The sequence below is a fragment of the Microbulbifer epialgicus genome (assembly GCF_041447265.1).
In the GTDB taxonomy this organism is placed as follows: domain Bacteria; phylum Pseudomonadota; class Gammaproteobacteria; order Pseudomonadales; family Cellvibrionaceae; genus Microbulbifer; species Microbulbifer epialgicus.
The window spans coordinates 140221-159670 of the sequence record NZ_JBGMEK010000001.1 but is presented as its reverse complement, the minus strand read 5'-3'; the positions used below and the strand labels follow the sequence as shown (position 1 = coordinate 159670).

The 19450-nt window shown below is 41.1% G+C and carries 20 protein-coding genes; 5 read left to right on the top strand and 15 right to left on the bottom strand.

Annotated elements, in window-relative coordinates:
* Positions 1-17 precede the first annotated feature (17 nt).
* Positions 18-200, top strand: coding sequence for a hypothetical protein (locus tag ACCI49_RS00800; protein WP_371837062.1), 183 nt, complete (start codon positions 18-20; stop codon positions 198-200).
* Complete coding sequence (locus ACCI49_RS00795; RefSeq protein ID WP_371837061.1) at positions 197-1786, top strand: amidohydrolase family protein; 1590 nt, start codon at positions 197-199, stop codon at positions 1784-1786. The genes ACCI49_RS00800 and ACCI49_RS00795 overlap by 4 nt, the downstream gene beginning before the upstream one ends.
* A 325-nt stretch (positions 1787-2111) precedes the next feature.
* On the opposite strand, the gene ACCI49_RS00790 is transcribed toward ACCI49_RS00795, so the two are convergent.
* Positions 2112-4850 carry a response regulator gene (locus ACCI49_RS00790; protein ID WP_371837168.1) on the bottom strand — a complete coding sequence of 913 codons (2739 nt, stop codon included), beginning with the start codon at positions 4848-4850 and terminating at the stop codon, positions 2112-2114.
* 199 nt (positions 4851-5049) lie between these two features.
* Here ACCI49_RS00790 and ACCI49_RS00785 point away from each other — a divergent pair, with 199 nt between their 5' ends.
* Complete coding sequence (locus ACCI49_RS00785) at positions 5050-5364, top strand: hypothetical protein (protein ID WP_371837060.1); 315 nt, start codon at positions 5050-5052, stop codon at positions 5362-5364.
* Positions 5365-5467: 103 nt separating this feature from the next.
* Positions 5468-6082 carry a hypothetical protein gene (locus ACCI49_RS00780; protein ID WP_371837059.1) on the top strand — a complete coding sequence of 205 codons (615 nt, stop codon included), beginning with the start codon at positions 5468-5470 and terminating at the stop codon, positions 6080-6082.
* Here ACCI49_RS00780 and ACCI49_RS00775 read toward each other — a convergent pair.
* From ACCI49_RS00775 to ACCI49_RS00765, 3 genes are read right to left on the bottom strand one after another with little or no spacing between them, the layout of a single operon-like run.
* Positions 6067-6660 carry a hypothetical protein gene (locus tag ACCI49_RS00775; protein ID WP_371837058.1) on the bottom strand — a complete coding sequence of 198 codons (594 nt, stop codon included), beginning with the start codon at positions 6658-6660 and terminating at the stop codon, positions 6067-6069. The genes ACCI49_RS00780 and ACCI49_RS00775 overlap by 16 nt on opposite strands.
* A complete protein-coding gene (locus ACCI49_RS00770; RefSeq protein WP_371837057.1) occupies positions 6657-6917 on the bottom strand; it encodes a hypothetical protein in 261 nt (86 codons plus the stop codon). The genes ACCI49_RS00775 and ACCI49_RS00770 overlap by 4 nt, the downstream gene beginning before the upstream one ends.
* A gap of 31 nt (positions 6918-6948) precedes the next feature.
* On the bottom strand, positions 6949-7464 hold the full coding sequence (locus tag ACCI49_RS00765; RefSeq protein WP_371837056.1) for a YpsA SLOG family protein: 516 nt from the start codon (positions 7462-7464) through the stop codon (positions 6949-6951).
* Between the two features lie 162 nt (positions 7465-7626).
* On the opposite strand from ACCI49_RS00765, the gene ACCI49_RS00760 reads away from it, so the two are divergent.
* Complete coding sequence (locus ACCI49_RS00760) at positions 7627-7944, top strand: hypothetical protein (protein ID WP_371837055.1); 318 nt, start codon at positions 7627-7629, stop codon at positions 7942-7944.
* A gap of 374 nt (positions 7945-8318) precedes the next feature.
* Here the strand turns inward: ACCI49_RS00760 and ACCI49_RS00755 are convergent, their stop codons facing one another.
* The 11 genes from ACCI49_RS00755 to ACCI49_RS00705 all read right to left on the bottom strand — a co-directional run bounded on the left by ACCI49_RS00755 (position 8319) and on the right by ACCI49_RS00705 (position 19067).
* Entirely contained in the window at positions 8319-9332 is a 1014-nt protein-coding gene (locus ACCI49_RS00755; RefSeq protein ID WP_371837054.1) for a recombination-associated protein RdgC, read from the bottom strand.
* Between the two features lie 13 nt (positions 9333-9345).
* The gene (locus tag ACCI49_RS00750) at positions 9346-10344 is read right to left on the bottom strand and encodes a hypothetical protein (RefSeq protein WP_371837053.1); all 999 of its coding nucleotides are present in this window, start codon (positions 10342-10344) and stop codon (positions 9346-9348) included.
* Between the two features lie 18 nt (positions 10345-10362).
* Positions 10363-10932, bottom strand: a complete 570-nt coding sequence (locus ACCI49_RS00745; RefSeq protein ID WP_371837052.1) for a thermonuclease family protein — start codon at positions 10930-10932, stop codon at positions 10363-10365.
* Between the two features lie 159 nt (positions 10933-11091).
* Positions 11092-12153, bottom strand: coding sequence for a hypothetical protein (locus ACCI49_RS00740; protein ID WP_371837051.1), 1062 nt, complete (start codon positions 12151-12153; stop codon positions 11092-11094).
* Positions 12154-12729: 576 nt separating this feature from the next.
* Positions 12730-13032: an ASCH domain-containing protein gene (locus tag ACCI49_RS00735; protein WP_371837050.1), complete on the bottom strand. Its 303-nt coding sequence runs from the start codon at positions 13030-13032 to the stop codon at positions 12730-12732.
* 134 nt (positions 13033-13166) lie between these two features.
* Positions 13167-15230, bottom strand: a complete 2064-nt coding sequence (locus tag ACCI49_RS00730) for a LysM peptidoglycan-binding domain-containing protein (protein ID WP_371837049.1) — start codon at positions 15228-15230, stop codon at positions 13167-13169.
* A 110-nt stretch (positions 15231-15340) separates the two neighbouring features.
* A complete protein-coding gene (locus ACCI49_RS00725; protein WP_371837048.1) occupies positions 15341-16183 on the bottom strand; it encodes a hypothetical protein in 843 nt (280 codons plus the stop codon).
* Between the two features lie 9 nt (positions 16184-16192).
* On the bottom strand, positions 16193-17026 hold the full coding sequence (locus tag ACCI49_RS00720) for a DNA/RNA non-specific endonuclease (RefSeq protein ID WP_371837047.1): 834 nt from the start codon (positions 17024-17026) through the stop codon (positions 16193-16195).
* 3 nt (positions 17027-17029) lie between these two features.
* A complete protein-coding gene (locus tag ACCI49_RS00715; protein ID WP_371837046.1) occupies positions 17030-17557 on the bottom strand; it encodes a hypothetical protein in 528 nt (175 codons plus the stop codon).
* 131 nt (positions 17558-17688) lie between these two features.
* Entirely contained in the window at positions 17689-18681 is a 993-nt protein-coding gene (locus tag ACCI49_RS00710) for a hypothetical protein (protein WP_371837045.1), read from the bottom strand.
* On the bottom strand, positions 18678-19067 hold the full coding sequence (locus tag ACCI49_RS00705) for a hypothetical protein (RefSeq protein WP_371837044.1): 390 nt from the start codon (positions 19065-19067) through the stop codon (positions 18678-18680). Before ACCI49_RS00705 ends, ACCI49_RS00710 begins: the two co-directional genes overlap by 4 nt.
* Positions 19068-19450: the final 383 nt, after the last annotated feature.

Genomic DNA, 19450 nt, shown 5'->3' with positions numbered 1-19450 from the left:
GGTTGGGGTGTGGGGCTATGAAAAAGAACTCGCGCCCAAAGCGATCACTCGATTCTAACGGCCGATTCCCCTGCTGCATTTTAATGGAGGAAAAGCATGCCCAATTGCAACTCCTCCTGCAACTCCAATGCGAAGGCCTGTGTAATCTGGCTTGGGCGGAAGACGGTGAAGATTATCAAGCACTAGACGAAACGCCATGAGTCAACACAAACCATACTTTCTTCGTGGGCGCATCGTAACAATGACCGTAGAGCATTCTGTCATCCCCAGCGGCTACATTCTTATCGAAGACGGCACTATCGCCCGTATTTACGAGCGAGCTGAAGACATCAGCGCTGCGCACCAAGATTATCGTGTAATCGAAACCCAGGGCAGTATTTATCCTGGGATGATCGATCTGCACAATCACTTTGTATACAACGTATTGCCCCTGTGGGTTGTACCAGAATGCTACGGCAACCGATCGCAATGGCCACGCCATTCCGAATATCGGTCGGGGGTTTCACAGCCTATTCGCAAAGCGATTGCGAAGTACAGCCCATCCGCCAAAGCGCTGGTGCGTTATGTTGAGACCAAAGCACTTTTGGGGGGGACCACTACCGGGCAAGGTATGCGTACCCGCGTTAAAGGTGGCAGCAAGATGTTTATCGGCGCCATGCGAAACGTTGAAGAGCCGCTCAATGACAAGCTGCGTCCTGCAGGCACCCGCGTACCTGACCTCCATGTAGGGGGGGCCACAGCTCAAGAGCGCATCGACAGTTTCCGCAGATCGCTCAACCGCCCGGGCCAGGGAGCCTATTTCTACCATCTCAGCGAAGGCATTGATGAGGCCGCCCGCCAACACTTCTTTAATCTCAAGGATCACGATCTTATCAACCAAAACCTAGTTGGAATTCACTGCCTGGGATTGGCTGATCAAGACCTGAAATACCTGACAGAAAAGGGTGCCAAAGTCGTGTGGTCGCCATTCAGCAACCAACTGCTTTATGGCAGGACAATAGACCTCAACTCCCTCAAAGAATCGGGGGTGAAATTCAGCATCGGGTGCGATTGGACTCCCACCGGAAGCAAGAACCTATTACAGGAACTCAAGGTGGCTGCTCATGCCAACAGCGAACAGGGTAGCCCTTTCAGTAGCTATGACCTTGTGCATGCCGTCACCGCAGCCGCTGCGCACGTCACTGGCTGGGCCGACCAGCTCGGAACCATCGAAGAGGGGAAACTGGCTGACCTGCTCATCGTTAGGGACAAAAAGCCCGATGCTTATTTAAACTTGATTGCTGCTACGGAGCCTGATGTGGAACTTGTGGTCGTAGCTGGTGTTCCTCGGTACGGCAACAGGACTTTTATGCATGCCTGGCACGAAACTGCAATGGTGCTATTGGAAGACATTGAGGTCTCTGGTCAAACAAAGGCACTGTATCTGCATGCTCCCACTTCTGAGATCAACGATGTAAGTTTTACAGCTGCATGTGAAACCCTTAAAGAAGTGATGAATGATCTCTACGGTTACGTCGACAAAATGGAGCAGGAGGGTAGTCGCCTCTTGGCCTTGGGTGAAGATCCCACCCCCGAGTTCAGCATTGAACTGGACAATGAGTTTTACATAGATGGGGATGTATTCCGCGTAGACGAACACGTACTGCTGGCCGATGTACCCATGGCACCTTTTGTCGATCTAGATTCCCCGATCGTTGAGGGAGCTAATTACTGGCAGCGCATCGAGAGTCAACAGAACATACCAGACTCCTTAAAGGACTGGCTAAAAGCCTGTTACAGTCAATGACATGAATCCAAATCAAATCTCAACCGCTTCGATGCCGACCAGCTGCGCCAGCTCGCAGCGCAGATGCTGACTAATGCGGCGGAGAAAGATCAAACCATTACTCAGCCAGCAGAACCAGGTTATCTCTGAAATAGTTTGTCAAGCACGAATCTGGTAGCACCCAGTGCGACTGTGGCTACCTGCTACAACGCTTCGGCGAAGATATTAGGGAAGCTTGACTACACCTCCAACGCCTTCACCGAGGAGCATCTTGTTCGAGGCAATTGGGCCTTCATTCGTTGCGAACGCACTATCGTCGATCTGCTGCCTCATAACTGAATGCCAGCTAATCAAGCATTTTTGCTTTGGTGGAGCTCTTCTTAATCTTCGAGATTACGCTTTCAATGGACTTAGAGCTTACTGGTTTATGTATGATGTCGCTTGCTCCTGCATTACTAAGCCTTTCCCCATTAGCACAAGTGCGATGGGGTGTTACAGCAACTAAGGGAGTCTGATTATTTGGACAGTCGCTTGATTTATGTACATGCCCGATAAGGGTAATACAGGTTATAAGGGGGATCCCGCAATCAACAAAAATCACGTCAAACAGTTCTTTGTTTGCAAGTTCTAGTCCTTGCAGGCCATCCACGGCGTAGTGCACTTCCACGCCCAAATTAGAAAGTAGTTTCCCAATTATTCGTCTGGATTCTCTGTCATCCTCAACAACAAGAGCCCTTATCTCACAATTATGATCGACGAGCTTTATTTGCTCTCCAACTATTCTTGATACTAGATGATGTACTGTGTCACTAGGCGAGCTATACGAATCTAATCTGATGGTATTGGGAAACTTATTTAATAATTCAAGAGGCATGTCAACCACTGCTATATGGCATGGCTTGAGCTGTAATGGTTTTCTTTGCAAGTTGTCAGTTATGTAGAGATCAGGCTTAATATTACTTTTGTTTTCTGGAGGATTGATTACATAAGTTAACTCTTCTCTAAGGTATTTGATGAGATCAGAGTTGGAATCTTTATCTATAGCAACTGTTAGTTGATTTAGCTGCTGTAATGCACTCTCAAATCTTGCTTGCTCTGAGGTATCAACATGAATCGGCCAGCTCAAATCAAATTGTAGGCTCTTCTTATTAGGTGACAAAGTAATTTGGAAACTACCATTTTGTGACTCAATGAAGGATTTGCAGAAGAACAGTGCTAGCTGCAGTCCAAATAACTTTTCAGCTTTGTTCCCGGATAGTGATTTTCTTATATTGTGAAGTTCTAGAACCTCAGGCGAATACTCAAGGACTGATGTCGATATCCAATGCATACCTAGTATTGGGGGTGAGGTATCTATGTCCCTCTCAACTTTTACTACTACATTGATGTCGAGAATACTGTTTGTGGACAAGGAACAATCCAGTAATGTATCAAGTGTATGGCTCCATCGCGAAGCATCACCTATCCAGGCAAAGGGTGTGCCTCGGTCGTATCGAATTGTAAATGGAGTCAGTGCGGTTTTCTTCAATTCAGCCAACATGCTATCAAAGCGGACGGAGGTGCTTTCCGCCTGAGTTCGGTACCCGTCTAATACTGTTAGGTCTTGAATATTATTAGCAAGATGTTTAAGGCGTTTAGCTTCTCGGCGGATGATTGCCGCGTGCTCTTGTTGATGTGGCTTTAATTGACCATACAACAAATCAGCAGTACCAACTACGAGATTCAGTGATGTCCGTGCTTCATCGGTAAGGTGAGATACCCAGGTAAGGTGACCGGTAAGTTGTTTTTGTGCCCTGAGTGATCTTCCATGCTTCCGGATGGTTTCAGATACTGTAAATAGGTATAACCATATTGAGGTGGTGATTACTCCAATTACCATGAGATTCAGAGCTACACTTGGCGATATGATGCTGGTATGAAGTGAGCTAATTAGCATGAAGGCACAGGATAGTACAAATAACCCCCAAGCTATTCCTGAACCTATCTTTGCTGATATTCCGAGTTGGAGCTTTTTACCTCCGATGAGCAAAATGAAGATAAAGGTTGTAAGGTTTATTGTAGTCAGAGCCCAGCCGATCTTGCTTGCACCATTGGCATCAGCGAGTAGAAGTGGAGCAAAACCCAAAGCATTTATAGCGGCAATCGCAGCAAGTCCCCTACCCTGTCCAGAGGACATAAGTTGTCGCTCAATGCAAAGAATTTGCCGGGCAATTAAGATACCAAACACATAGAGAGCTACGGTAGATAACCAAAACCCTTTTATGACCCACCAGTTACTATGCCATCCTAACCAATCAAAGAAACTACCCTCTCGAAATAAAACAATAAGGAGCGCGGAGATCGTAAAAAAGGAGCAATAGGCCCAGAGTGTACGCCTATATATAATGAGCGCCAATATTTGCATTAAGCTCAGAAGAGTTAAAACACCAATTTGCCAGCCTTTATGAAAAGACTGTGAACTATGTTTATCTGCAAAATAGTTTGTAGCGTTCCAAAGTGAAAGCCTAGTAGCGACACGATGAGCATCTCTACCTGGGACTTTTAAGAGCAGTGTGTAGTTTCCGGCTTCATTAAAAATGAGATGTTGAGCTAAACTGCTCGTTTGATTAGGCCGTTGTCCTATTGGCACTGTAGCACCTAGGTTATCGTTAAGAGTCTCTTCCCTGCCTTTGAGTAAATATAAGTCGACTTTAGCTACTAATCGGTCCTCTATCGCCAGGATTATGTTCTGAGGAATTGAGTCGACGCTTAGCTTGAGTCTAAGCCATATGATGCTGTCTTTCGAAAACCTATTTGGAGCTGCACTGTACTCTAGCCAGCTGTTGGTATTTAAAAAGTCCTCCAATGGAACTAAAGCCTGGGGGTGATTAGTCTGATAGCTCAAATAGCTTTGTAGCTCCTGAGCATTGATGCTTGTAGATTTTGATAGTGATATAGAGGTGCCTGCTTGAGTAACCGGAACTCCGGCCAGCAAAAAGCTTGTCAATGTGATTAGGCTTAAAGCCAGTCTAATACGTGTCAAGTAACTATACCTATCGGGGATAATTCCAGCCAACAGCCTAAAGGCGATCCCTACCACGATCATCGTTGTCACTACTTGTGGCCTTACTCACACCACAAGTGTGATGCTTTTCGTGGAAGTGCAAATCAATCATAAGTGACAACATGTAGTCAAGGATTTGAGCGTCACGCACTAAAACATTTGATTACAACCGGTTTTTGCTTTCATTTAGCGGCTACCAGCGGCACCATAAAGGCCTATTTAGATCAAGAGGAGAGTTGGGTTGCATAAGCTTTCCGGAACCCAGATCGCTATTCTAACGGCGTTGGTACACGCGGAAGAAAGCGATATTGTTGAATCTCAAGAAATCATTGCTTGCTATCGAGATAGCGCGCTGAAGCTAGTTCATATTGGCATGTTACGCCAAATTTGCGAGGCAAGATTCGAACCCACGGAATTAGGTGAGCTCAGCTTAAAGCGTGAACTTCTGACTAGAGAACTCAAAAGGACAAACGAGGCAATTGCCGAGGCTTTTAAGTCTGAAAAACCATCGATGCGGGCACTTATGCGATTTTCGGGAATTTACAATAAAAATTGACTTAACGAGAAGGGAAATTTCACTTTTCGACATTTAAATATTGCTACAACTGACACCCCGGTTGGAATATTACTCCAGTAATTAACTTTGACAGGAAATAACTATGGGTAAGTCCACTCTCTTTTGTGTAATTGCGATTGCCATGGTGGCACTCTTAAATGGCTGTAATAGAGTATTAAATGAGAATGATCCAGTATCCATTGCGAGGTCCTTTTGGACGGCAGCTTTAAGTACAAACCCGAATGATGCTAAGCAATTTATGGTAAAAGGTGATTCACTTGAAATCGGTATAAGAGGTTACAGTGATAAGGATACGGCTCTTCTAGGGGAAGTTGACCAACAAAACGGCTATTACTTCATTCAAACTACAATTCAGCTGTTACGTGACGGTAAAATAATTAGTGTCCCGATGCGCACAGTAGTGGTACCCGTAGAAGGAAGATGGCGTGTAGACTACTGGTCTACAAAGCAAAGTGTATTTGATGCAGCATTTGATAGTAGTATGAAATGGTTTTCTTCGACTTTAAGAAATGCTGATCAGTATATTGATGACATATTAGGGACCGAAGATAAAAAAGAAGCCCTAGATTACGCTGAAGAGCGCCTAAATATTGAATTTGATAAAGCAAAATCTGCAATTCTCAAGAATTATAAAGCACAGATAGAGAAACAAGATAATAGCAGTGCTCCAGAGAAAATCACTCAGCCAGGTGGCTGAGTGTAGTCTAAGAACATTCCCATCACATAACGGCCGTCGTTGAGGCGGTCATACCGCACAACACCCTCCCCATCAGCATTATCTTTTGCTGGTACACCATCATATAGCCTGCTCGCCTGATCGATTAACTGAAAAGGCGTATCAAGATAGAAAGCCGCCCCGCCCCTACTATCTATACCTTGACTCTCTATGCTAATTAGCTGAACGCCACCGACATTGTATTGGAGTTGACCTTTATCATTAATTCCGATATGAAGCTTTTCAACCATTCTTGGCATATCGAGCGCCCTATAAAAATCTTGGTACTCAGGTGCTATAATTTCATATCCATAAATTACCAAATCTAGTGCAGCATGTTGCTCGGGTATGAGTGGTGATAAATCACCAGCTTTAGTATTTTCCAGAGGACTTTCCAAGTTGGTAGCTACATAATACCAATTGTCGATAGCTTGCTGAGAGAATTCATGAACTGCAATAGCAGAAGCACGATTAGCAGCGGTTCCCATAAACGTAATATAAGCTGTCATACAGAGGGATATTATACTAGTCCCAAATATAATCTTAAATTTAGTATTCACTCAATTTCTCCTTTTTCTCTTAAAGCATTTGCAGCAAACTGAATGGCCCAACTTATAGATCCGATCTTAGTAGCCTTAGAATCAGATAAGCGCCTCCAGGTAATGATTTTATCTAAAGCTTCGGTCTCTAACTTGTTAAGCCCTCCAGAAATAATACTACCTCCTTCACTTCTTAGATTCCCTCTAGATTTTTTCATTCGTGCTCGAGACTTTACTCTTGTCCGTTGTTTAGCTTGCTCTGGCTTAGATTTAGCCATAACATAATCCCATATTAATTAAATATTTTTCTTATATTTTCTGTGAATTAAATGTTTGTACTAATATATTAGCAACTTGTTTCGCTATGCCAGGTGAAACTGATTCACGACTACCAGAGACGTTTAATACTTTGGAGTTTGTTGATCGAATAAATGCTCTAAAAATTTCACTTATATTATTTGTACCCAGATATAAAATGCGCCATGGTTTTTGTAGATCGTTACATGTTTCAATGGTAAGTTCAGATTTTGTGTTATCTGCTTGTGTTAAAAAAAGTACTACAGCATCAGACATTGCAATATTTTCACGGGTTCGAGTGAGATCGTTAGCGGATGGGTGGGCAATCAAGCCAAAGCGAGATTGTAAAATTGGCTGAGATCCATTTTCTGTTTTGTAATCCGAAGGCGCATATCCACCAGTAGATATACAACACCTTTCAGCCCCGACTAATGCACCAATGCCGACACCTGCTTCTCCATCAGAGATTATTTTCTCAGGTCTTGGTAAAGATAATCCATGAGTATCTTCATTGTCATTTTCTTTCATGAGGCTTTACTTTTGCATATATCACTTAGGTATAGGCGATTTTAGATTCATCAAGCAATTAGCCCTAGTCAAAAATATAGTTTTGTGCATTTTCTTGCTTTTGAAGCGTAACATGTTACGATCAGGATTCACAGCCATCCTATGTCCTATGAGGAACCAGCTATGTCTAACGTTCTTGAACAAGGTAGAGTCCAAACAATAGGCTGGTTGGGTTGTGTTCCAGTAATTCCTAATGATGACCCCGATATAGTTAGAATAAGAACTCAATTTGAATGGGGTACAGGAAGTACTGAAATGCAAAATGCTACCAGTTTTGATGCTTGGATTCGTTCCTGCACCGAGATTTCAAGTGAAATAATATTGAAAATGATGAATACGGTAGATCCAGGTGAGACGCCACCTAAGTCTGATGTGATTTGTAAGCAGATCCATAACGCTCAACGTACGTGCGCTATGAAGAAGAGCCATGGCTTATGTTAAACACCACCTTATCTATCTACAATCTATTAAGGAGATAGATAAGGTGATTTTATTTATAAAAGGTCATTACAAACTAAACCTAGCTTAGATCTATATTTTTGTCAGCAAGGGATTCCTTGCCCTACAGCTTTTATACCATCTGGAGTGACCCGAACACAGGCCCATGAAGCGTCCGTAAGTAGGCCTCGTACTTTCAAATTCTGATCAATTTTATCATCCACCGAATATATAGGAACTGGGCGCCTTTTTTGGTGTTCATTTTTTTGCTGTCGTTTTAAATACCATTCTAGACGACTAAATTGACCTTTTGTTAGCGGGCTATTATCGACGGCCTTAGATGATCTTGTTCTCATGACTTTTCCTCTTGTTTATATTTAACTGAAATTGAGTGTATCTAGTTCAGCAGCGCTATCCTCTTCTACCTTCTTGGTAGAGGTGATCTGAGAGTGTGCAGCCTCCTCCCTGCTTTCATTATTTGAATCTGATCCAGGGGCGGATGGGTTGTTAACATCGAAGATACCCTCGAACCACTGATACAGTTGAGTTAATTCATTCGTCATCATAATCCAGTCAGCCTCAATATCTTGAATCATTGAAGTGGGATTTTCAGCGCGTTCGATTTCACCCTTTAATATATCTGTCGGTTTTAGCTTTCTAATTGATCCGTCAGATTTCAGCTTGAACTTCAATCTTCCATCTCGGACGAGCGCAAGTTCCATAACACGTTTGTCATGGTTAAGGAGAGTGATTAACTCATCACTTTCAAGGTCTTGATTGCTAAAAACAGCTTTAGATTTATTATCGTGCTTTAAAGTGGCTTCGTGATCCATCTGCAAACTACGTGGCATTTGTTCAGTTGGTTTGTACAGCCAGCTTGTCAAGTAAATTTCAAGTGAAGAATCAAAGAATGGTCTAACTATAAATTCGCTATCAATTCTATTTAACCATTCAACTAAACGCTCCACTTTAGATATGCTACTTACATCAACAAATAAGAGCTTATTTTGTGTATCTATAAATGCATTGATGTAGTATTCATCAGGAGCAATACCTTTAAGCATTTCAGTCTCTACGAAATCCTTTATCTGCCCATGCTCCTCTTTAGTTATTTCTTCTTGTTTCTTTCCTTCTTTACTTGCAAATTCTTTAGTTTTTAGAGCTATAGCTCTCCTTAACTTATTTTTTTGTAGTTTTTTTTCCTCTATTGTTAGAGACAAAAAAAGATAATTCTGTATCTCGTGACTCATCATGTTAGGTGATAAATATCCAAATACAGCAGAGAACCCTATAGACTCACGTTGGGAGGGTTTAATTTCGCGATGTCTTAGTTTCTTTAGTTGAGGCTCCCAAGTGTTTTGAGATACCGTTTGTGCGGAGGTATATTTCATACAAATAACACTTTTAAACCATCGAGTGTGCATTATCTTTCTCCAAATACGTTAATTCACTGGGGAAGTTACTATTATATTTTTGTTTGTTTTGTTTTGTATACTTCACCAGGTCCAAATAATCTGTTGCAATTTTCTTAAATGTAGATGAAGGCCTAGACACTTGGAAATCAGTAAAAACATGACCAGCACTATTTAATAAATTGTCTTGCAGGTGCGACCAGTGAGTTGATAGCCTAGTAGCACTTGATAAATGCCATGCATTTTTTCCAATAGTCTGAATTTGACTGAGAACGTTTGGCTTTATTTGATTTATTTTTTGGCAGGTATGCAAAGAGATCAAATAGGCACACTGCAGAGCCACCGATGACCGTGTAGATGCTTGGATAATATCTACTCCAAGGAATGTCTCGACACTTAGAGCTGACTCCAGATCGAATGACTTCAAAGACTCTAAAAATTTTCCATATAATCTAATTGATATTTTTTTGCCTCTTCCTTTAGTGGAATATTTAATACAGGCATATCTTTGTGGAAGTGCGATTTCACATGGGAACTCCGTCCGGCATAAAATATCCGCATATACGGCTAAGAATCCAGGGAAACCTCCAGGTTCCAACTGTTCTTGATATCTCTTGGCTGGACCATAAAGAGCTGCTATCTGGCTATGCAGTGTTTCTATTTTTCTATGATAGTGCTTTAAACCAGAGCAATGGCTAATTTCATGTGTAAGCCATGTTCCAAGTTGACTAATTGCAGTTAAATGAGTGAGTAATAACGAAAAAAAAGCCGCTATTAAAGCGGCATAAGCGGGGGTTTGACAATAAATAAGAGTTGTATAAAGGGCGACAGCTACAAACATTCCTAGCCAGTAAATATGCAGTCGGGAGCGATATATCAACAGTCCTTTTAAGTTTGCAATTTCAATTTCAAGTTTTTCTATAGGCCCATCAATATATGTACATTCTGGATGCATCATAGCTAGTAATGAAACTCGATATGGTGTACCCATTTTTATGTTCTATCTCTGTCAATTCTGACATTTCATGTCTTCTTCTGGAATACCCAATTTAGATTTCCAGATTCCTAACCTTTGACAGCGGGCGTGTCTTTCCAGAATTGCCAAGTTTGCATCGCGGGTTTGCTTATAATCAACTCGATATAATCCGTTAGCAATAAGCTCATTATTTACGTTTACTGCATCATAAAATAAGTAACCTTTCAAGATCGGTTGGCTCCAGTCCGTAATTTCGGCTTGGATTAGCTTTTCGTGCAACAAGTCATCCATATATTTACATGACTGCTGCAATTTGGAGTCAGTCTTAATGAAGCTTGGCGTTACGTAGTCCCCTATCTTGCCAGCTAATGTTCTGTGCTGACATTTCTTACCTGCCACAACGCCAAAATCGACATTGATCAACTCAATCCAAAAGTGGCGCTGGGAGCCATATTGAGTGGTTTCAATTTTAAAGATATTGGGCGATGAAACTTCAACGACCTTACCTTTAAAGTTCACATCTCGGAGGTCAACGTAGTGTTCCTTAGCCAGGCTATTGGTTGCTAATAGTGGCAAGAGAATAAAAGCGAGGATGTTTTTCATGTCGCTGTATGGCCTTTGGTACCAATTAGTTGGGAGTGGTTCCAACATATGAATGATACAAAGCCTAAGCAATAAAAAAGTACACTTTTGTAAAAAAAAATAAGTAACACGCAGTAAAGCAGCACATAAAGAGGGTAAATGAATACTCCCAAATAAATACTATTTTCTTGGTGCGGTATAGAGTCGAAATCCAGGAATTATTGGATCACCAAGTAGTTTACTTCTAGAGCTCTCCTTTTTATGTAAATTTGACTCTCGTTCTTCATAAGTTGTTTCCAGCTTACTAAAGTCAACCATCTCCTGTATATCTACATCTGGAGATCCAAGACAAAATACAGGGAGAACACCGGTAACCTGGTTGCCCCAACCGTAGTATCTACAACCAGGTCGTGCTGGAATCTTGTAGTTAACAGTGATCACTTCACTACATGGTTGAGTTTCAAAAATCTTAAGCTCATCAGGAAGCTTCTCTAAATATGCGACTGCATTTGCAAGTTTTTGAGAGGGAAAATTCTTCAACTGATTCTCAAATATAACCCTCTGCTGTTTAATAGTTCTTACACGTTTGGGGGGAATGATCTTTCGATAGTGCTTAGTCCTTTGTACTTCGGGATGCTCTATCAAAGGAATTGGTCTATACATATGTTTGAGGCAGATTCTGCCAATTTGAGCTTTACGGAATAGAGTTTTAATGTGTTTGAGGTGAGCCCATTCTCCCTCTCGATGTCTTCTCGAAGAATCTTCCTTATCACTAGTATGATTAAAAAGGTTGCTAGAGATCTCCTCCTCGGATAGTTCTCTATATTTTTTTCTCAGTTTAATAACTCGTCTACGAAATGCTTCCTTAGCTTTATTTACTTCCTTGACGCTCTGAAGAGATGACTCAGAACAAATAACGAGGCCGGGATACTCATAGGTAAGACGTGCATCCTTCCTATCGTCATCGAACCAGATATCAGTTATACCTTGAAGAGCGACTTCATGGTCTGGCATGTCATGTGATACCCCTGATTTACCAATAACCCAGGGATGAGTTTCTCGTACATCCGGACGAAGAGATATGGCCGCAGGACGATGGATAAGAGCTGAATAACCTTCTTTCACATCAGTCATTACGGAGTCCTTTAGAAGTTCGAAGCTCCTTTTTACCTCCTGATACAGCGGATTTAGGCCGTAGACATCCTGATATTCACACCCATCCATCATCAATTCTCCTTTCATTTTTAACCTGGTACCCAACTATCTAAAATGTATCATCATCATCTAGTTCGTCGATTCTGAAGGAAATTCAACCGATACATTACCCACTGGATAACCTTTAATAACTGCGATTAGAAACCTCTACGTGATTACCTATACCGGTACGGCAGCTTTAGCCTATATTCCTAGGAAGGTATCATGGTTTGTTGTCCCTGTCTTTGCTTCCAGGCTTCTTTTACGTGCCACATTTAAGCCCTGGCGCAGGCCCTAAACACGCGCGCGCAAAAGGTTTCCTCGCGCGCTAGCGCGCTCAGAAAAGCATTAAGTGGAAAGATGGTTGAATTTAGCTCGGTATATTATTCGTGGCGTATGGGTCTTAAGGAGTGCGAAAAGGGTTAATCAGTAAGAGGAGGAGTGGCACGAACAAGGGGTAGTCCGGCCATGATACCTTCCTAGGAATTCAGGGGTGTAGAATGGAGGATCTTGAACTGTGCATACTATTCGCCTCTGGGGGGGAATCAATTGAAACGAGATAAATGATCAAAAAAGCGCCAGAACTCTATTATAGATATTTACAAGTAAAGGCGCGGGGTGAACTCAATTAACGATGATTGCGAAAACTTGAACCTTCTGAATACCAAAATGCTTATGACTGATAACTTTTTTTCTAAAGCCTCTCCAGGGACGGATTAAGGTTCGCTCAATGTCACCTGACCTCGGATAACCTAGCGTAATATGAATTTCATCAAAGGCTTTACCTTCTAGCCGTTTAATCCAGTATTCGTTATAAAGTCGATATTCCTCCTTCTTCTCCTTTGCCTTTATTTGATGAAAATAGATTCCTTTAACCGCAAGACGTAAAATTTTTTTTTTCGTAATTAGCTGAGTCCCATTATTCATAGCAGTACTCTGGAAAACGTAGTTTTGAAAGATCAACAATTTTATTTGCGTGCACAACACTCATCATTCCATCTTTACCTGATATAACCTGCAGGTAGTTATCTATCTGCCCAGTACTTACCAGGGCTGATCTACTACACTTTCATTAAACTGCGGGCTGTAGTGACTTCTGAATCTGCCTTATTACTCTCTCTCCAATCTTCTGTACGGTCACTTAGACCTTCAAGGCGACTTTCACATTTGCTAATAGCAGCTTTTTCCTGCAACCAGTCAATTGGCCCAATCACAATTTCTGAAGATGGATTTAGATTGCTTGGAATGTGAAGGGTTTTCCCTGAATAAATCATATTAGGGTTGCTTATTTCATTATGCTCTGCAATTTCATTTACCATGTTTATTATTTGAGTATCAGTCGGCATAGCATTTGGATTACCTTGAATGAAAGCATCTTTAGCTATATTCCAAAGTGTATCACCCTCCTTCACTTCATAAGCTATTTCAAGGATGGGGTCTGGATTACCGCTTAACTTTTGCTCTAATTCTGAGATACCCTCTTGTTCGTCAGGAGCTTCTACAATGAGTTTCGGACCTTCTGTCGCAGTTGTTGTGCCAGGGATACTTTCTGTCACCTTAGAATCTGAGTTGAATTCAGATAAATCGGCTGGCATAACTTCTGGGCCTGCTACAGCAGAGTTTAACTCTAAGGCCGAAGGACCGAATGAAACAGCCGCTAGAGCTACGGTACCGTATAGAGCAACTTTACCCCACTTGCTGCCAATAGACTTTTCCCATAAGCCTTGTATCGAGTTACTGACCGAATCGCATATTTCCGGTTTAATACCGATCTTCTCCAAGAAGTTTACAGAGGACTGATATAAGCATTGCTGAAAATCTTTACCTTTCTCAGTACCAAGAAGTTTATTAGCAAAAGTCAACCCCCCAATTGCCATACCGACAGGGCCTGTACCAACCAGAGCGCCCATGCCAAGTAAAGAACCAGATATCGCTAGGCTGATCCTTGGATCTCCAATTCCCCTTAAAAAGCTATCCTTGTGCTCCTTTAGAGAGAGCATGAATGAGCGATGCCCTTCATCACCGCCAATCCTATTAGAATAGGCCTCAGCTATTTGAATCGCCTGCTGAAATTCAGGTGTAACTCGTTCAAAAGGGTAACCAGCAAAAGAAAAACTGCTCTTTATGTCTATATTATCAATATAGTTTCTAGTGGCAGCTACAGCACCAGGGGCAGTGTCCCGCAATATTGAATCACTTTGTTGAGAATTCATCAGTGTAGCTATATATGACTCGGCATCACTCTCATTTTCAATTCGCCGACCGAAGCGCTTATGAACCTCATTGTAGAAATGTGCCCTTTCAGCAGAAAATCTATCTTCCTGTAAGAACGAGAGAACCAACATATGTTGCATATGTGATTTTGTTTTCTCTTCTTGTTCACGCACCCAACTAAGTGGCGCTTCATCACTAAGAGCCACTTTACAAATAGGAAGTTCTTCCATTTCCATATTTTCTTTTTTAACTTCTGGTTTTACAGAATCATCAATGGTGTCAGGATTTTTCACGGAAAAAGATTTGTCATTGCTTTCACTCTGCGAAACTGGTTTTTTTTCAATATCGTCAATTGAGCTAGATTTATTGTTACTTTTTCCTGTTTCTTTAGTTTGTTTCTTTAGTGAATCAAAATCAGACTTTATTCTTTTCTCTAATGAACTAATAGCTTTAAATGCTTTACCTCTGTCTTCATGAGAGTTAATTACAGCTTCTTTTGCGGCATCGAGTTTTGCATTTAACTCAATAAGTCTCTTGTAATCCTTTGGATTATCTTTTTCAATAAGACGTTCATCATAGAAAGCACCCCGCTCTTTGTTAAAGTAAACAATTTTATCAAAAAGCTGAGCCTGATTTTCTATATGTACAGTTGAGCCATCTGGTAGTCTGACATCAGCCCCCTTACCTCTATTGGTATTCTTCTCCATAAAAGACCGGTCACTTGGACGAAACTCTCCGAATACTGGTTTAACCTTATGGTACGCTTGCTCATCGGGTTCCTTTTTGCGAACATACCCTTTCTTTTTCCCAAATTCAGAACGGAGCTGAACTATCGACTTATATGCTTCCTTATAACCATCCAAAGAAATATCTATCTCTCGTGAGTTTTGAGTATTTTTAGTGCCAACCATTTGTGAATCTCCGAAGTTCGAATTACTGATATTCTTAGCTTTAAACGGATAAAAATATGATTCAACAAACTTCTGCGTGACAAATCATAATCGCCACATATATAAAGCAATCACTTTCCGTTTAGAATTCTCATAGCCCCTTCAACAATTTGATTACAGCTTATATTCTTGGAGATCTTGGCTGTCTCCTCTACAAATAAGAGTTGTACAGCTTTTTTTGGCTCCATCTCAAATAGAATTTTTTCAATTTGCTCTTTAGACAAACGATGAATCACTTCGGGAAGGTCTGGGAAACCAATATATAAAATTTGTTTAGCTCCAGAATAAAATTCTCTCTTCCAAAAATTTCTTGCTAAATACAATCCCAACTCTCTAAGAGTTGCTGCGCGTTGAGGGTTCGCCCCCATACCTTCTAATGCTTTGAGCTGCGACGATTTTGAGAATTTTGAGTCCCAACCTATATCAAAAGATATATCAAGTAAGACATGAGCGGCTCTAGTATATTTTTCTATTTTGTATAGATTTCCACGCTCAAAAGATCTATCGACCATTGGTTTTAGATAGTTCCACAATTGCTTTCCACGAAGATTAGAGATTTGGCCAATATCCAACTGGGCATGAACCGAAGAAATCAAGTAGCTTGTAAACCGCCATGGCTGCGCGCGCGCAAGCGAGCTATCGATTATATAGTTTATTTGCTCTGATGGATCTAAGTGGCGATCTTTAAGTCTCCCAACTAAACAATCAAGATCCTTGAACGCTTGTATAAGATAAGATCTATATGAATCAACGATACGACTAGGTTGATCATAAAGATTTACATGTTGGTGAATGAAGTTGTTACAGATTGCTACTAAATCTATTTCGGACAAAAAAGTTAATGGCTGTTTTTCCCAGCCTGGTTCGGGAAGAGGCTCCCATTCGCCAAGCTTTACAGAGGGAAGCTGATACATACTATTTGCTTATTCCCGTACTAGCAATTTTTTATTTGAGCAACTTCCCTCATCGGCATCACCGTCTCGCATAGACCAGTATTGGAAATCATAAGCCACGCCATTCTCAATATCATTTTCGTCTGCATCATTTATTGCATTAAGAACGTCTAGTCCAGTGAGTGACTCTATACAATCGATAGAAGTAATATATTTGGGGAGCCTTACAGCTGTGTTTTCAACATGTGGTATTAGAAAAGCTATAGATGCTTTATATTCAGCATCATAGATGATCTTAAAATAGTGACTTGGGACTTCTATACCGTCACCAATGATGTCGATAGTCTCTTTATACACAGGTCCTGTTACTACAAATACTTCTCCTCTACGTATTGCCCATTTTCTTACGTAGTCCTCGAGTGCGCCCCAGACGCCGTATTTACCTAGGTCATAACGATTAAAGCCCGGCTTTTGTGGGACTATATTCGTCAGAAGAAAACTTTCCTTCATAGCCGCATAAGAAAAATCCATAGATGCTGCAGGAGCTAAATGGCCTCTATCATATCCACTGCCTTTGTAATCATTGAGATTAGCTTGAAATTCTTTAGGAATATCATTGTCGGCTCTAAACCAATTTTGCCTTTTGACAGCATCAGTTGTAACAGAGTTGCGAGTTAATTTATATGCAACCCAATCGGGGGTCTGATGTTCATAATTGTAACCTACGGCATATCCAATACGACAAAGCGTTTGATCTGATTCTCCAGGTAATCCTAGCAGTAAATGATCTTTGCATTCAAAGGCATGAACATTTCCCACAGATACCATCATTAATAACATAGTTAAAACACAATGAATTTTCATACTTCATTCCTCACTGGCAGCATTATCATTTACTAATTCAACATGAAATCCGGAAAACCTATCCAACGGAACATCTTTCATATTCCATATGGAGCACATTGCATATCCAGTAGCTAAATCTTTAGTTGATGCCTTAAGTTGGAGAAAATCCTCCGCAGTATGTCCATAAGGCCCGAACCACACAGCTTTCACCTTCCACATAGGTGTGGCAGGATTATCTTTCTCAATTTGTCGTAATCGACTATACTGGATACACGTTAAATTCGTAAGTAATTGTACAGCTTGTGAAATCTCTTCTTTGGTATATTCCTTTTTTTGGTATCCTCCAATGAGTTCACTTAAAAAGGTATTTGCTAAAGTTTCTGGAACTTTCGCAGGGTTCTTTTTGTCTTTTTCGCTTATATTTTCAAGTGTTAATGGCTTTGGGTACGCTCTGCTATCCTGGTTGGCACCCTGTTGAGAATAACTTGCTAAAGACACTGACAATAAACTACAGAAGGTAAAAAATAGAAGTAATTGATGGAATTTCATGGGAAAACCTCCGGTTAGTAATTTGAAATTAACATCTAATACTCATTTAATATTTGCTGAGAGATAAATTCTCAATTTATCTCTCAGCTCTACATTACATACGTTCGACTGTCAGCTTTATTTCTCTTTTCCTAAGGATTTTTTGAAATTTCATTTTCATTCATGGCGTTAATACTATTGGTCAGTACGCGGATCTGCTCACGAAAGCCTTCTACAATTTCCAAATCCATACCATTGAATTTTTCAAGCCTTTTTTCTAGTAACCGAATATTTTTTTCAAGTTCAGGTACACGATCCGCTACCACAGTCATTGAAGCAAGTTCCGACCGAGTTCTCTCCAATGCTGCGAAATTTTCTTCTGCTTCTTTCCTCTCTTTACGACGCTCTTTTCGTATCTGTGTTAGGTCACCCTTTACGCGATCATATTCAGACTCTGCAACCATTAGTTTCCCGACCAATAGCTCGTTATGGTCTCTAACTTCGTCATAACGACTTGATGTGTTAGCCAAATCTTCCTTAAAGCTTTTTATGACTGCGTTGTGTTGCTCTTGCTGTTTTTCAAGCACTGATTTATGTTCACTTTTTAGCTCGATTTTCTCCTGCTTTAGTTCAGTAATCTGATCTATCAATAGGTTTCTTTGCAAGCTTTTTTCATTGATTTCAGCAGTTTGCTTATCTCGAATAGATTCAAGGCTTCTAACCCGCTTCTCAGTGGCAGCAAGGGATTCTTGGAGGGACCCGTATTCCCTATTTCGGGTTTCTATATTCTGCTTTAGTCTGTCTACTGACTTTTCGGCTTCAACTCTTTTTTCTATTTCCGATTGTAATCTAATGTTCACTTCTTCTAACTTTGAGTTGACCTCTTCTTTCATACGGCTTCGCTCGGCCTCAATGTCAACTCTGGCTTCATTGAAGAATTCTCCTAGGAGAGAAATCCAGCGCGTAGGTATGTTTAAATTATTTTCCTTAAGAAATTGCAAACACTTCCATTTATCTCTTAAAACTAAAATTTCCTTTTTACCCCCTCCACATAATTTGACAAGCTCGTCTCCGGTTGGATACTTGCCATATTTGGAGAAAAACTTATCACATACCGGAAAGACGTTGTCCTCTGAAGCCTTCATTGAGAGATACCCTCCAATGATGAAGAGTCAATAGGGAGGTTATAGATAGCTCTACACATCCCTTGAGCTTGATAGAATATCTCTACTCCAAGACTACCTACAGGGCCTCCTCTAGGAATGCCCGTAGGTTCGTAACCATGAGGGCAATGTAGTTTTACTTGTGTTGTAAGCACACGGCCCGTAACCTCATCAATAGCACCACAGTTTCTTGGCGATGAGGATACTATTCGGTAAACCTGACTAGATTGATTTCTAAGCTTGTTAACGGTAAAGAAGCAACTAACCGAAATATCGGAATTCACTTGAATAACTTCCGGTATATCAGCACCCACGGCAGTCACACCCATCAGTTCGAATAGAAATATAGTCAAAATAGCTCTTTTCATAGTTTGGTAATCCTCTTAAGAATTATTTTCTTTCCTGTCGGAAATAGGATAACCCTCTCTCCGGTTAATAACTCAAGCATTCAATCTCCACTAACGATATCGAACTGAGCACTCACAAATGATCTGCTCATCAGACCTAACGGCGATTTCTTCTTACTTTAAGTTTTCGATTACTTGGTTCTGTAAGGATTTTCTCCTCAAAGCAATAAGGATCAAATACTTTTGATCGTAAGAAACTGAATTTATCCAGCGGGCTCCTATCAGTAGCGATCCGTCTTAGCCACTCAACAACCCCGCTCATTTTGTTACGCCACACCTTTCGTACTGGCGATCTTGTCAGCCAACAAATAGCTAATGACGTAAGTATTGCCCGCGCCAGTCAT

Bases quoted from the DNA above. Each gene is read 5' to 3' on its own strand.
- ACCI49_RS00800 (WP_371837062.1), top strand. From the start codon at position 18: ATGAAAAAGAACTCGCGCCCAAAGCGATCACTCGATTCTAACGGCCGA.
- ACCI49_RS00795 (WP_371837061.1), top strand. From the start codon at position 197: ATGAGTCAACACAAACCATACTTTCTTCGTGGGCGCATCGTAACAATG.
- ACCI49_RS00790 (WP_371837168.1), bottom strand. From the start codon at position 4,850: ATGATCGTGGTAGGGATCGCCTTTAGGCTGTTGGCTGGAATTATCCCC.
- ACCI49_RS00780 (WP_371837059.1), top strand. From the start codon at position 5,468: ATGGGTAAGTCCACTCTCTTTTGTGTAATTGCGATTGCCATGGTGGCA.
- ACCI49_RS00770 (WP_371837057.1), bottom strand. From the start codon at position 6,917: ATGGCTAAATCTAAGCCAGAGCAAGCTAAACAACGGACAAGAGTAAAG.
- ACCI49_RS00765 (WP_371837056.1), bottom strand. From the start codon at position 7,464: ATGAAAGAAAATGACAATGAAGATACTCATGGATTATCTTTACCAAGA.
- ACCI49_RS00760 (WP_371837055.1), top strand. From the start codon at position 7,627: ATGTCTAACGTTCTTGAACAAGGTAGAGTCCAAACAATAGGCTGGTTG.
- ACCI49_RS00755 (WP_371837054.1), bottom strand. From the start codon at position 9,332: ATGAAATATACCTCCGCACAAACGGTATCTCAAAACACTTGGGAGCCT.
- ACCI49_RS00750 (WP_371837053.1), bottom strand. From the start codon at position 10,344: ATGGGTACACCATATCGAGTTTCATTACTAGCTATGATGCATCCAGAA.
- ACCI49_RS00745 (WP_371837052.1), bottom strand. From the start codon at position 10,932: ATGAAAAACATCCTCGCTTTTATTCTCTTGCCACTATTAGCAACCAAT.
- ACCI49_RS00740 (WP_371837051.1), bottom strand. From the start codon at position 12,153: ATGAAAGGAGAATTGATGATGGATGGGTGTGAATATCAGGATGTCTAC.
- ACCI49_RS00735 (WP_371837050.1), bottom strand. From the start codon at position 13,032: ATGAATAATGGGACTCAGCTAATTACGAAAAAAAAAATTTTACGTCTT.
- ACCI49_RS00730 (WP_371837049.1), bottom strand. From the start codon at position 15,230: ATGGTTGGCACTAAAAATACTCAAAACTCACGAGAGATAGATATTTCT.
- ACCI49_RS00725 (WP_371837048.1), bottom strand. From the start codon at position 16,183: ATGTATCAGCTTCCCTCTGTAAAGCTTGGCGAATGGGAGCCTCTTCCC.
- ACCI49_RS00720 (WP_371837047.1), bottom strand. From the start codon at position 17,026: ATGAAAATTCATTGTGTTTTAACTATGTTATTAATGATGGTATCTGTG.
- ACCI49_RS00715 (WP_371837046.1), bottom strand. From the start codon at position 17,557: ATGAAATTCCATCAATTACTTCTATTTTTTACCTTCTGTAGTTTATTG.
- ACCI49_RS00710 (WP_371837045.1), bottom strand. From the start codon at position 18,681: ATGAAGGCTTCAGAGGACAACGTCTTTCCGGTATGTGATAAGTTTTTC.
- ACCI49_RS00705 (WP_371837044.1), bottom strand. From the start codon at position 19,067: ATGAAAAGAGCTATTTTGACTATATTTCTATTCGAACTGATGGGTGTG.